The organism is Halobacterium litoreum (genome assembly GCF_021233415.1).
Lineage (GTDB): Archaea > Halobacteriota > Halobacteria > Halobacteriales > Halobacteriaceae > Halobacterium > Halobacterium litoreum.
Map to the genome: position 1 here is coordinate 2,558,350 of NZ_CP089466.1, position 12,873 is coordinate 2,571,222.

Genomic DNA, 12,873 nt, shown 5'->3' on the forward strand with positions numbered 1-12,873 from the left:
GTGACGTCGTAGATACGTCCATGGCAGAATACGCCAACGACGTGCTCGTCACCGCGGACTGGGTCGAAGACCACCTCGACCAGTTCCAGAGCGACGACCCCGACTACCGACTCGTGGAAGTCGACGTGGACACCGAGGCCTACGACGAGGCGCACGCGCCCGGCGCCATCGGCTTCAACTGGGAGACCCAACTGCAGGACCAGACCACGCGGGACATCCTCTCGAAGGACGACTTCGAGGACCTCCTCGGGAGCCACGGCATCACCGAGGACTCCACCGTCGTCCTCTACGGCGACAACTCCAACTGGTTCGCCGCGTACACGTACTGGCAGTTCAAGTACTACGGCCACGAGAACGTGAAACTCCTCGACGGCGGCCGGGACTACTGGCTCGACAACGACTACCCGACCACCGACGAAGCCCCCGACTTCACCGAGCGCGAGTACGAGGCCCGCGGCCCCTTCGAGGGCATCCGCGCGTACCGCGACGACGTCGAACACGCCGTCGAGAAGGGCCTGCCGCTCGTCGACGTGCGCTCCCCCGAGGAGTTCACCGGCGAGATTCTCGCGCCCCCGGGCCTCCAGGAGACCGCTCAGCGCGGCGGCCACATCCCCGGCGCGAAGAACATCTCGTGGGCCGCGACGGTCAACGACGACGGCACGTTCAAGTCCGCCGACGAACTCGCCGAGCTCTACGGCGCGGAGGACATCGATGGCGACGAGACCACCGTCGCGTACTGCCGCATCGGCGAGCGCTCCAGCATCGCGTGGTTCGCGCTCCACGAACTCCTCGGCTACGAGAACACCGTCAACTACGACGGCTCGTGGACGGAGTGGGGGAACCTCGTCGGCGCACCGGTCGAAACGGGTAGCGGCGAGTAACGACGCTCACAATCCCGATTTCCGACGCCAGCATACAAGCCGCCGGCCGGCCTACACCACGCCATGAACGCCACCGAACTCCTCGAATCCGTCCGCGCTGACAACGAGACCGCGCTCTCCCGCCTCGGCTCCTCGAAGAGCCTCTACGCCGCGACCGGCGGCGAGATGGAGGCCGATGCGGTCCTGCGCGCCGCCGCCGACGCCGAGTACGCCGCCGCGCGCACGTTCGACCAGTGGGCCGACACCGAGGGCGACGAGGGCGCCCGCGACGCCTTCGAGACCACCGCCAGCGAGGAAGACGACCACTACGAGACGGTCGTCGGGAAACTCGGCGACTACGACGCCGGCGACGACCTCGGCGCGATGCAGTCGTACCTCCGGGGCCTCGACTCGACGCCCGCGCGCGCCGGCGGCCTGCTCGGGCGCCTGCTCGCCACCGAGAAGTCCAAGGAACAACTCACGGGCTTCTTCGTCGGGCAGGCCGACCCCCAGACCGCCCAACTGTTCCGCGAGTTGAAGGGCGACCTCGACGACCAGCGCGAGCGCGCGCTCTCCCTCCTCGACTCGGTCTGCAATTCTGACGACGACTGGGACGAAGCGAAAGACGCCGCCGACGGCGCGATTCAGGCCGCCTACGACGAGTACACCGAGCAGTTGGAGGCGATGGGCGTCAACCCGAAGCCGGTCTGCTGAACGACGAGCATCCGCGAGCGCGGAGCGCTCGCGGTTCACAGCGCGCTTCGCGCGCTGGCGGCGAGGCCCACCGGAGTTCTCGTGAGCGAAGCGAACGAGAGCACGTCAGCGCACCGCGCTGACGGAGGTGGGCCGACGCCGCTTTTCCCCAAGTTTTTGCCGAATCGGGTGCGCAAAGCGCACCCCGATGCAGCGCAAAAAGTGGGTTTAGACGCCTTCGACGCCCGACCGGTACTCCGTGAGTTCCGCGAGCGCGCGTTCCACGGTCTCGGCGAGGTCGTCGTCCGCCTCGCTTTCGATGTCGCGGAGCGCGTGCATGTGGCGGTCGAGGCGACCGTGGTCGGGGCCGCGGTCGCGATCCGCGAGCGCGAACAGCGCGTCGGCCTGCCCGCGGAGGCGCTCCCCGAGGTCGCCGTCCGCGCGTTCGCTGGCGTCGTCGAGGAGTTCGGCGGCGGTCGTGAGGTGGTCTCGGGTCATGTAGCGGAGTTCGTGGCGCGGACGCTTAGAACTGGGTGTGCGCTCAACTTTATGAGAATCGTTGACAACTACCTAGTATGGCCCCGAAACGACACCACCGCTGTAACCTCTGCGGGAAGGACTTCGAGGAGGGCGGCAAACTCCGCGACCACGTGGAGAGACGACACCCGAAGCGGGACGTCCACTGGTGGGTGGTCGCCGAGGACCCGTCGAACCTCCCGTTCGAAGTCCACGACTGACGCGCCGCTGACGGCTGTCCTCGCCCGCGGGAAGCGCCCGCTAGACCTCAGTCAGCGAGGCCGATTGCGCCGCCGCCGAGCATCACGAGCCCGCCGACGACTGCGGCGTAGAGGCCGTAGCCCGATTGGATGAGCGATGCGCCGAACGAACCCGACGCGTTCGCGGCGGCCGCCGGGTCGAGGAGGTACATGGCGCCGATGCCGGTCGTCACCAGGCCGAACGCGGCGACCGCGCCGGCGTCCGCGCGCTCCCACTCGCGGAGGACGACGACCCCGACGGCGAGAATTGCGAGCAGCAAGACGATTCGGCCGTCCAGGGTCGCCGCCACGTCCATCCCCTTCTGGGAGCCGCTGACCCCTCCGAACGACACCGTAATCCACGGGAGGAACGCGCTAATCGCCGCGAGCGTCGCGCCGCCGACTGCTGTCAACTCTCCGGTAGTGTAGTCGTTAGACGACATCGAGTGACTGCACGAGGCGGGCACGGTGACTTAAAAACACATCCAAAATGACGACTTTCTCATATTATTTCGGTGCGGCGCAGTGGTGGTCGCCGGAGGCGCGCCCCTGAAGTGGGCGCGCGCCTAGGACGAGACAATGAGCGACGCCAGCGGCCCCCTCCAGCCGGACAGACCGGAGGCCGACGTGCCGTTCCGCGTGGACGCGCCCTTCGACCCGGCGGGCGACCAGCCCGATGCCATCGAACAACTGGTCGCGGGGTTCGAGGACGGCGCACGGAAACAGACCCTGCTCGGCGTCACGGGGTCCGGGAAGACGAATACTGTGTCGTGGGCCGTCGAGGAACTCCAGCAGCCGACGCTCGTCGTCGCGCACAACAAGACCCTCGCCGCCCAACTCTACGAGGAGTTCCGGAATTTGTTCCCGGACAACGCCGTGGAGTACTTCGTCTCCTACTACGACTACTACCAGCCCGAGGCGTACGTCGAACAGACCGATACGTACATCGACAAGGACGCGTCCATCAACGACGAAATCGACCGCTTGCGGCACTCCGCGACGCGCTCGCTGTTGACGCGAGACGACGTTATCGTCGTCGCGTCGGTGTCGGCCATCTACGGGCTGGGCGACCCGTCGAACTACGAGGAGATGAGCCTGCGCCTCGAACGCGGGCAGACCATCGAGCGCGAGGAACTGCTCTCCCGGCTGGTGGACCTGAACTACGAGCGCAACGACGTGGACTTCACGCAGGGGACGTTCCGCGTCCGGGGTGACACCGTCGAGGTGTTCCCGATGTACGGCCGGTACCCAGTTCGCGTGGAGTTCTGGGGCGACGAGGTCGACCGGATGGCGAAACTGGACCCGATGGAGGGCACCGTCGAGAGCGAGGAGCCGGCCGTCCTCTTCCACCCGGCGGAACACTACTCCGTGCCCGAGGACGAGATGCAGGCCGCCATCGAGGAGATTCGCGAGGACATGCACCGGCGGGTGCGGCACTTCGAGCGCAACGGCGACATGGTCGCCGCCCAGCGCATCGAGGAGCGCACAACGTTCGACTTGGAGATGATGGAGGAGGCGGGCTACTGCTCGGGCATCGAGAACTACTCGGTCTACCTCTCGGACCGCGAACCCGGCGACGCGCCCTACACGCTGCTGGACTACTTCCCCGACGACTTCCTCACGGTCATCGACGAGTCCCACCGAACCGTCCCCCAAATCAAGGGCCAGTACGAGGGCGACAAGTCACGGAAGGATTCGCTCGTGGAGAACGGCTTCCGCCTGCCGACGGCCTACGACAACCGCCCGCTGACCTTCGAGGAGTTCGAGGAGAAGACCGACCGCACGCTGTACGTCTCCGCGACGCCGAGCGACTACGAGCGCGACGCCTCCGAGCAGGTCGTCGAGCAAATCGTCCGCCCCACCCACCTCGTCGACCCCGAGATTTCCGTGACCGACGCCACCGGCCAGGTCGAGGACCTGATGGAGCGCATCGAGGACCGAACCGAGCGCGGCGAGCGCACGCTCGTCACGACGCTCACGAAGCGCATGGCCGAGGACCTCACGGAGTACCTCGAAGAGGCCGGGGTCGCGGTCGAGTACATGCACGACGAGACGGACACGCTCGAACGCCACGAACTCGTGCGCGGCCTGCGCCTCGGCGAGTTCGACGTGCTCGTCGGCATCAACCTCCTGCGTGAGGGACTCGACATCCCCGAGGTGTCGCTCGTCGCGATTCTGGACGCCGACCAGCAGGGGTTCCTGCGGAGCAGAACGAGTCTCATCCAGACGATGGGCCGGGCTGCTCGGAACGTCAACGGCGAGGTCGTGTTGTACGCCGACGAGACCACCGACGCGATGGAGGACGCCATCGAGGAGACGAAGCGCCGCCGCCGCATCCAACAGGAGTTCAACGAGGAACACGACACGACGCCGACGACCATCGACAAGGCGGTCAGCGAGACGAACCTCCCCGGCGCGGAGACGGACACCTCCTCCGTGGCTGGCGACGGCCCCGAGGACGAGGGCGAGGCCGCCCTGCTCGTCGAGGAACTCGAAGACCGGATGCAGGAGGCCGCGAACAACCTCGAGTTCGAACTCGCGGCGGACATCCGCGACCGCATCCGGGAACTGCGCGAGGAGTACGACCTCGACGGCGACACCGCCGAGGACCCCGGCGGCGTCGCGCCGGAGGCCGAGGACTGGTAGCCGCCCGTTCCGGCTCCCGGCGAGAACCACAGACCCGTCTGTGAGACTCTCTACCGTGGTAGAACGTCGGTGAGAACGGTCCCTAGGTTCATAATACGGGAGCCACCACTTCGCGGCATGCCCGCTATCGAAACGGACGGTCTCACGAAGCGGTTCGGCGACTTCGTGGCCGTCGACGCCCTGGATTTGACGGTGGAGGAAGGCGAGGTGTTCGGCTTCCTCGGGCCCAACGGCGCCGGGAAGTCCACCACCATCAACATGCTGCTCGGTTTCCTCCAGCCGAGCGACGGCACCGCCACGGTCCTCGGCCACGACGCCGCGGGACAGTCCCGGAACGTCCGCCAGCGTACCGGCCTGCTCCCCGAGGGATTCGAACTGTACGAGAACCTCACCGGACGCGAGCACGTCGTCTCCGCCATCGAGACGAAGAACGCCGACGACGACCCGGACGCCATCATCGACCGCGTCGGCCTCGAACCCGAGGCCGCCCGCCGGCAGGCCGGCGGCTACTCGAAGGGGATGACCCAGCGCCTCGCGCTCGGCATCGCCCTCGTCGGGAGTCCCGACCTCCTCATCCTCGACGAACCCTCCTCCGGGCTCGACCCGAAGGGCGCCAAACTCCTCCGACAGATCGTCGACGAGGAGGCCGAGCGCGGCGCCACGGTGTTCTTCTCCAGTCACATCCTCGGGCAGGTCGAGCAGGTGTGTGACCGCGTCGGCATCATGAATCAGGGCCAGATGGTCGCCGTCGACACCATCGACGCGCTCCGCGACCAGATGCAGGCCGAGTCCACCGTCGAGGCCGAAGTGTCCGCCGTCCCCGACACGGACACCGTCGCGGCCGTCAACGGCGTCCGCGACGTGGCCGTCTACGGCAACACCCTCGAAATCTCCTGCACCCAGCCGGAGGCGAAGATGCCCGCGCTCCGCGCGCTCGACGACGCCACCGACGTGACCGACATCACCGTCGAGGATGCGTCCCTCGAAGCGCTGTTCGAGAAGTACACGAACGGCGACGTGCCCGAGGCGGAGTCGGCGGCGACGCCGGAAGCCGCGCCGGCCACCGGAGGTGACGCGGCGTGAGCCTCTACACCGTCGCGCGCGACGACTTCAAGAACGCCCGCCGGTCGTACGCCGTCCTCGGCGTCATCGGCGTGCTCACCGCCATCGTCGTGCTCATCTTCGCCGCCGAGATGAACCAGTACGACCACCCGTACCGGACGCTGTTCGACGTGTCCTTCTTCCTGTTCCTCACCTTCCCCATCATCCTCGCGCCGCTCACGTACCTCTCCATCGCGGGCGACCGCGACGGCGGCGCCATCAAGTACGCGATGGGGCTCCCGAACTCGCGGGGCGAGTACGTCTTCGGGAAACTGGTGTCGCGGCTCGGCGTCACGCTCGTGGCCGTCGCGCTCTCCATCGGCGTCGCGTTCCTGTTCTCGCTGGTCACGTTCGTGAACGCGCCGGACCCGGTCAGGTTCGTGAAGTTCGCGCTCGTCTCGCTTTTGTTCGCGTTCTCCTTCGTCGGCATCTTCGTCGGCGTCTCCGCGATGACGAGCAAGCGCTCGCGGGCGATGCTTGGCGTGTTCGGCGCGTACTTCGTGCTCGTGCCGTTCTGGTTCGGGTTCCTGCCGTTCGTGTCGCTGACGAACATCCTCAGCACCGCCACCGACCTGTTCGGCGTCACCATCTCCGAGAACACCGGCCGCCTGATTCAGTCGCTGTCCCCGGCCACGTCCTACCTGTACGCGACTGAAATCGTCTATCAGGGCGTCCTACCGACGCCCTACGGGAGCCTAAACTCGAACTTCGTCGACCCACCCAACGAGATTTACCGGCAGTTCTGGTTCAACGCGCTCGTGATGTTCGCGTGGGGCGCCGTGTCGCTGTTCGCGGGCTACGTCTCGTTCCGGCGCTCGGAACTCGGGTAGCGAGTCTGCGAATCTCTCACAAACCGTCGTCTGACGCCCGTTCGCCGCGGAATTTCTCTCGTAGACGCCAACCTTTTTCAGTCACGCGCCGGTTAGCCCGGGCCATCATGCTATCACCGTTCGCCAGCGGACGCTCACACCCCGGACACCCGATTCAGCCGCCGACACGGGGGGTGCATTGACGTGTCGGACTCCGAGTCGCCGTCGTCGTCCGCGCGCCTGACGAAAGCGTTCCTCAAGTACCAGCACGTCTTCGTCTTCCTCGCGCCCGTCCTGTTCGTCGGCTTCGTCTACTTCGGGCCGCTCGCGCCCAGCGACCCCGCACCCGGCTACTGGACGAACTACTGGTGGCTGTTCCCGGCGTTCCTCACGGGCGCGACCATCGTGAACACCGTCGGCATCAGCGGGTCGGCGCTGTTCGTGCCGTTCCTCATCTTCATCTTCCCGCTGTTCGCTCAGCCGCTGGAGGCCGAGACGCTCGTGAAAATCGGGCTCATCAGCGAGTCCTTCGGGCTGTCCAGTTCCTCCATCGCGTTCGTCCAGTACGGGCTCGTGGACCGCCGCCTCGCGCTGTCGCTCGTCCTCGGCGGCCTCCCGTTCGTCGTGGGCGGCGCGCTCCTGTCCTTCGTCATCCCGGAGCCGGTGTTCCACGCGCTCCTCGGGCTCGCGTTGCTCGCGGCCTCGTACCTCCTGTTCAAGGCCGACCTCGGGCACGGCGACTCGGCGGAGAGCAGCGAGGAGAGCGCCGCGGCCGCGGCTGACGGCGGCCACCTCCCGGACGACGCCGACAAGCTCGGGCCAGCGGGCGTCCGCACGGACGACGACGGCACCGTGACGCGGGTCGACCGCGACGGCGAGACCTACGAGTACGACCGCTCGGGCTACCTGAAGCGGTTCGGGAACTACAGCGTCGGCGGCACCTTCCAGGGGCTCGCCGGCTTCGGCATCGGCGAACTCGGCATCATCTCGATGCTGTCCTCGAAGATTCCGGTGCGGGTCGCCATCGGCACGAACCACATCGTCGTCGCGTCGACGGCCATCATCGCGTCGCTCGTTCACGTCTTCGGCGGCGGCCTCGTCGGCGGGCACTCGATGGACCTGTCGACGACGCCGTGGAACATGGTCGTGTGGACGGTGCCGGCGACGGTGACGGGCGGCCAGATTGCGCCGTACGTCTCCGCCGCGTTGGACACCGAGACAATCAAGAAAGGCGTCGGCGGGCTGTTCGCCGTCATCGCCACGGCGCTGTTCCTGATGGCGGTGGGGGGGTTCTGAGATGTACGACCACGTCCTCCTGCCGACCGACGGGAGCGAGGGGACGGCGGCGGCCGCCGAGCACGCCGCCAGCCTCGCCGACGCGTACGACGCGACCGTTCACGTCCTCGCGGTGGCCGACGAGCGCAACCGCTTCGAGTCGCCGAGCGCGGGCATCGCCGCGGAAGCGTGGGAGGAGAGCGAGCGCGAACGCGCGGAGGCGGCCGTCGACGAGACGGCGAGCGCGCTCCCCGACGGCGTCGCCGTCGAGCGCGTCGTCACCGAGGGCATCCCCCACGAGGCCATCGTCGAGTACGCCGAGGATTCGGGCGCCGACGTCGTCGTGATGGGGACGCACGGACGCACCGGTATCGACCACTACCTCGTCGGGAGCGTCGCGGAGAAGGTGGTGCGCACCTCGCCGGTGCCGGTGATGACGGTCGGACTCGACGACTGACTACTTTTCGTACAGTTTCGCCTGCTGGTCGACGTATCGCGTCGGCCACTCGCGGACGTGTCGCCGGAGTCTCGCGACGACGCCGCGTGGCGCGCGAGCGAGACGCCAGCCGAGACTCTCGTCGGCGTGGCGGCTCTGCTCGTCGATACGCCCACGGGGGGCATCGTCGTAACTCATTACGTCTGGGCATAGTACCCCCTAGATAATAAGTATCATGGACGTTGGTGGGGGACGTAGAAAACAAACTAGGTTGTACTTCCACAACTGGGGTTGGTAAGTTTTATTCGGCGGGCGCGAGTGGGACGGAACACGACCGAGCGACCCGTTCGCGGGCGTTTTCGCGGATAGCGACTGCCACGTCCAGCGGCGGCGCTCGGCACCCCACCAATGAGCCAGACCACGCCAGACCGGACGCTCGAAGCGGCGCTCGACCGCGCCAGCGAAGGCCACGAGGACGCCCTCGCGGACGAACGCGACAGCGTCCTGCGCGAAGCCGAACGCAACGCCTACGACGACGCCACCACCGACGAGCGCTACGAGGCCCTGCTCGGCGCGCTCACCGGCCGCATCGACCGCCACCCGGCGTACAAGACCGTCGCGGGGCGCGTGCTCCGCGAGCGCCTCGAACGCCGCCTCGTCGACGACTACGACCCCGACGACCGGGACGCCGCCTACCGGCGCGCGTTCCGCGACGGCATTCGACAGGGCTTGGACGCCGACCTGCTCGACGAGCGCATGGGCGACTACGACCTCGACCGCCTCGCCGACGCCATCGAACCCGAGCGCGACGACCGCCTCGACTACATGGCGGTGGACACCCTCCAGCAGCGCTACTTCCTCCGCGAACCCGACGCCGACCCCTTCGAACTCCCGCAGACGTTCTGGATGCGCGTCGCGATGGGCGTCGCGCTCCGCGAGAACGCCGACGAGCGCGAGGAGTACGCCATCGAGTTCTACGACGCCCTGTCCACCCTGCGGTTCGTCCACTCCACGCCGACGCTGTTCCACGCCGGCACCGCACACCCCCAACTGTCGTCGTGTTACCTCACTACCGTCCCCGACGACCTAGAGGGCATCTTCGACGCGTACAAGGAACACGCCAAACTCTCGAAGTGGAGCGGCGGCCTCGGGAACGACTGGACGCCGCTCCGGGCGGCGGGGTCGCTCATCGAGTCCACTGGCGTCGAGTCCACGGGCACCGTCCCGTTCCTCAAAATCTCGAACGACGTGACCGCCGCCATCAACCGCTCCGGGAAGCGCCGCGGCGCGGCCGCCGCCTACCTCGCGTGCTGGCACCTCGACTTCCCCGCGTTCTGTGACCTCCGCCGGAACACCGGCGACGAGCGCCGCCGCACCCACGACATGAACACCGCGGCGTGGATTCCCGACCTGTTCATGGAGCGCGTCCGCAACGACGAGCAGTGGACGCTGTTCTCCCCGAAGGAGACGGGCGACCTCCACGAACTGTACGGCAGCGACTTCGCGGAGCGCTACCGCGAGTACGAGGCGATGGCCGACGAAGGGGACGTCGAGAACTTCGAGCGCGTCGACGCCACCGACCTCTGGCGCACGATGCTCACGCGCCTCTTCGAGACGGGCCACCCGTGGCTCACGTTCAAGGACCCCTGTAACGTGCGCTCGCCCCAGGACCACGCCGGCACGGTGCGCTCCTCGAATCTCTGTACGGAAATCACGCTGAACACCTCCGAGGAGGAGACGGCGGTCTGCAACCTCGGGAGCGTCAACCTCGCGCGCCACGTCGACGACGGCGAGGTGGACCGCGAACGGCTCTCCGAGACCGTGGAGACGGCGATGCGGATGCTGGACAACGTCGTGGACCTGAACTTCTACCCGACGGAGAACGCCGAGCGCTCGAACATGCGCCACCGCCCTGTGGGCCTCGGCGTGATGGGGTTCCACGACGCCCTCCAGCGGATGCGCGTGCCGATGGCGAGCGACGACGCGCTCGAACGCGCCGACGAACTACAGGAGTTCGTCTCCTACCACGCCATCGACGCCTCGGCCGGCCTCGCCGCCGAGCGCGGGACGTACGAGAGTTACGAGGGTTCGAAGTGGGACCGAGACATCTTCCCGCAGGACACCGTCGACCTGCTCGAAGCCGAGCGCGACCGCGAGATTCCGGTCCCGCGCGAGGAGCGCCTCGACTGGAGCGACGTGCGCGAGCGCGTCGCCGCCCACGGGATGCGGAACTCGAACACGATGGCGGTCGCGCCCACCGCCACCATCTCCACCATCGCCGGCACCTCCGCGTCCATCGAACCGGTGTACTCGAACCTCTACGTGAAGTCGAACATGAGCGGCGACTTCACGGTAGTCAACGACCGCCTCGTCGCCGACCTCGAAGACCGGGGCCTGTGGACCGAGGAGATTCGGGACAAACTCACCTACCACGACGGCTCCGTACAGGAACTCGACGCGGTGCCCGACGACCTCCAAGAACTGTACCGGACCGCCTTCGAAATCGACCCGCGCCACCAACTCCGGCTCGCCGCCCGGCGCGGCGTCTGGATAGACCAGAGCCAGTCGGTGAACGTCTTCTTCCCCGAGACGGACGGGTCGAAGCTCTCCGAGGTCTACCAGACGGCGTGGGAACTCGGCCTGAAGACGACCTACTACTTGCGCACGCTCGGCGCCAGCCAAATCGAGAAGACGACGCTGGACATGGACGAGTACGACGACACCCAGTTCCGGGGCGACGGCGACGACGAGGACGGGGACGGCGACCTGCCGAGCGTCGAGGACCCGACCTGCGAGGTGTGTCAGTGATGCCGGTGCTCGATAGCGACGCCGAACACGACCCGAACAAGATTCTCCCCATCGACTACGACTGGGCCCGCGAGTACTACCAGCAGGGCGTCGCGAACAACTGGACGCCCGAGGAGGTCCCGATGCAAGACGACGTCTACCAGTGGAACAACGACGAACTCACCGACGCCGAGCGCCAGCTCGTCGAGTGGAATCTGGGCTTCTTCTCCACGGCCGAATCCCTCACGGCGAACAACATCGTGCTCGCCATCTACGAGTACGTCACGGCGCCGGAGTGCCGGCAGTACCTCCTCCGGCAGGCCTACGAGGAGGCCGTCCACACGGACACCTTCATCTACTGCTGTGACAGCCTCGGGTTCGACCCCGACTACATGTACGGGATGTACGACCGCATCCCCGCCATCGCCGAGAAAGACGAGTTCGTCGTCGACCTCACGCGCGCCGTCGACGACCCGACGTTCACCATCGAGACGGACGACGACCTCCGGGATTTTCTCCGGGACCTCGTCGGCTTCTACGTCATCATGGAGGGCATCTTCTTCTACGCGGGGTTCGCGATGATGCTCGCGCTGAAGCGCCGCGGGAAGATGGTCGGCGTCGGCGAGCAGTTCGAGTACATCATGCGCGACGAGTCGCTGCACCTGAACTTCGGCGTGGACCTCGTGAACCAGATTCGGGACGAACACCCGGGCGTCTGGACCGCCGACTTCGAGGCCGAGGTCGCCGCCCTGATGCGGGAGGCCGTCGACCTCGAACAGGTGTACGCCCGCGAGGCGTGCCCCGAGGACGTACTCGGGATGTCCAGCGAGCAGTTCGCGGAGTACGTCGAGTACGTCGCCGACCGCCGCTTCGAGCAACTCCGCATGGACCCGGTCTACGGCACCGAGAACCCCTTCCCGTGGATGACCGAGCAGGTCGACCTGAACGCGGAGAAGAACTTCTTCGAGCGCAACGTCTCGGAGTACCAGCAGGGCGGGTCGCTGGACTGGGACTAGAGCGTCGGGGCGCTCCGACGGCGCTCCCGTCGCTCGTCGAGCGCTTCGTCGCGCAGGCGTCGCTCGCGGTCGGTCTCGCAGGAGAGGGCGGGCACCGGCGCGGGGGACTCGTCGTCGTCGAGTGCGACGAAGGTGAAAAACGAGGACGCCGTCTCGCGGCGTTCGCCGGCGCTCGGGCGCTCCGCGAACACGTCCACCTTCACGTCGACGCTGGTGTCGCCGGTGTCGAAGACGTACCCCTCGACGGCGACGATTTCGCCGAGGTCGATGGGGCCGCGGAAGTCGACGTGGTCCATCGACGCCGTGACGACCTGTCGGCGGGAGAACCGCCGGCCGACGATGGCGCCGCAGATGTCCATCCAGTGGAGGACGCTCCCGCCGAGCGCGCGCCCGAGGTTGTTCGTGTCGTTGGGCATCAGAATCTCGTGCATCTCCGTGTACGACGCGGCGAGCGCGACTTCCTCGGACCGGTCCATGGAGGCACGCCTCGCTCCA

Annotated in this window: 14 protein-coding genes; 10 read left to right on the forward strand and 4 right to left on the reverse strand. The window is 67.3% G+C overall.

Going from position 1 to position 12,873, the window contains the following annotated elements; all coding sequences use genetic code 11:
- Nucleotides 1-20 precede the first annotated feature (20 nt).
- Together LT972_RS13975 and LT972_RS13980 are read left to right on the forward strand one after the other, a co-directional pair.
- Entirely contained in the window at nucleotides 21-881 is an 861-nt protein-coding gene (locus LT972_RS13975) for a sulfurtransferase (protein ID WP_232570995.1), read from the forward strand.
- Between the two features lie 63 nt (nucleotides 882-944).
- The gene (locus tag LT972_RS13980) at nucleotides 945-1,574 is read left to right on the forward strand and encodes a rubrerythrin family protein (protein ID WP_232570996.1); all 630 of its coding nucleotides are present in this window, start codon (nucleotides 945-947) and stop codon (nucleotides 1,572-1,574) included.
- 207 nt (nucleotides 1,575-1,781) lie between these two features.
- Here LT972_RS13980 and LT972_RS13985 read toward each other — a convergent pair whose 3' ends face one another.
- Nucleotides 1,782-2,051, reverse strand: coding sequence for a DUF7553 family protein (locus tag LT972_RS13985; RefSeq protein ID WP_232570997.1), 270 nt, complete (start codon nucleotides 2,049-2,051; stop codon nucleotides 1,782-1,784).
- Between the two features lie 77 nt (nucleotides 2,052-2,128).
- Between LT972_RS13985 and LT972_RS13990 the strand changes: the two genes are divergently transcribed.
- The gene (locus LT972_RS13990; protein ID WP_232570998.1) at nucleotides 2,129-2,290 is read left to right on the forward strand and encodes a hypothetical protein; all 162 of its coding nucleotides are present in this window, start codon (nucleotides 2,129-2,131) and stop codon (nucleotides 2,288-2,290) included.
- A 47-nt stretch (nucleotides 2,291-2,337) separates the two neighbouring features.
- Here LT972_RS13990 and LT972_RS13995 read toward each other — a convergent pair whose 3' ends face one another.
- Nucleotides 2,338-2,751: a hypothetical protein gene (locus LT972_RS13995; protein ID WP_232570999.1), complete on the reverse strand. Its 414-nt coding sequence runs from the start codon at nucleotides 2,749-2,751 to the stop codon at nucleotides 2,338-2,340.
- 136 nt (nucleotides 2,752-2,887) lie between these two features.
- Here LT972_RS13995 and uvrB point away from each other — a divergent pair, with 136 nt between their 5' ends.
- From uvrB to LT972_RS14020, 5 genes are all read left to right on the forward strand, one after another.
- Nucleotides 2,888-4,954 carry an excinuclease ABC subunit UvrB gene (uvrB, locus tag LT972_RS14000; RefSeq protein WP_232571000.1) on the forward strand — a complete coding sequence of 689 codons (2,067 nt, stop codon included), beginning with the start codon at nucleotides 2,888-2,890 and terminating at the stop codon, nucleotides 4,952-4,954.
- 117 nt (nucleotides 4,955-5,071) lie between these two features.
- Entirely contained in the window at nucleotides 5,072-6,037 is a 966-nt protein-coding gene (locus tag LT972_RS14005; RefSeq protein ID WP_232571001.1) for an ABC transporter ATP-binding protein, read from the forward strand.
- Entirely contained in the window at nucleotides 6,034-6,885 is an 852-nt protein-coding gene (locus LT972_RS14010) for an ABC transporter permease (RefSeq protein ID WP_232571002.1), read from the forward strand. The genes LT972_RS14005 and LT972_RS14010 overlap by 4 nt, the downstream gene beginning before the upstream one ends.
- A gap of 183 nt (nucleotides 6,886-7,068) precedes the next feature.
- Nucleotides 7,069-8,160 (forward strand): TSUP family transporter, encoded by a 1,092-nt coding sequence (locus LT972_RS14015; RefSeq protein ID WP_232571003.1) that lies wholly within the window; start codon nucleotides 7,069-7,071, stop codon nucleotides 8,158-8,160.
- Between the two features lies 1 nt (nucleotide 8,161).
- Nucleotides 8,162-8,596 (forward strand): universal stress protein, encoded by a 435-nt coding sequence (locus LT972_RS14020; protein ID WP_232571004.1) that lies wholly within the window; start codon nucleotides 8,162-8,164, stop codon nucleotides 8,594-8,596.
- Here LT972_RS14020 and LT972_RS14025 read toward each other — a convergent pair whose 3' ends face one another.
- The gene (locus LT972_RS14025) at nucleotides 8,597-8,773 is read right to left on the reverse strand and encodes a hypothetical protein (RefSeq protein WP_232571005.1); all 177 of its coding nucleotides are present in this window, start codon (nucleotides 8,771-8,773) and stop codon (nucleotides 8,597-8,599) included.
- Between the two features lie 210 nt (nucleotides 8,774-8,983).
- Here LT972_RS14025 and LT972_RS14030 point away from each other — a divergent pair, with 210 nt between their 5' ends.
- A complete protein-coding gene (locus LT972_RS14030; protein WP_232571006.1) occupies nucleotides 8,984-11,383 on the forward strand; it encodes a ribonucleoside-diphosphate reductase subunit alpha in 2,400 nt (799 codons plus the stop codon).
- The gene (locus tag LT972_RS14035; RefSeq protein ID WP_232571007.1) at nucleotides 11,383-12,378 is read left to right on the forward strand and encodes a ribonucleotide-diphosphate reductase subunit beta; all 996 of its coding nucleotides are present in this window, start codon (nucleotides 11,383-11,385) and stop codon (nucleotides 12,376-12,378) included. Before LT972_RS14030 ends, LT972_RS14035 begins: the two co-directional genes overlap by 1 nt.
- Here LT972_RS14035 and LT972_RS14040 read toward each other — a convergent pair.
- Entirely contained in the window at nucleotides 12,375-12,854 is a 480-nt protein-coding gene (locus LT972_RS14040; protein WP_232571008.1) for an acyl-CoA thioesterase, read from the reverse strand. The genes LT972_RS14035 and LT972_RS14040 overlap by 4 nt on opposite strands.
- Nucleotides 12,855-12,873: the final 19 nt, after the last annotated feature.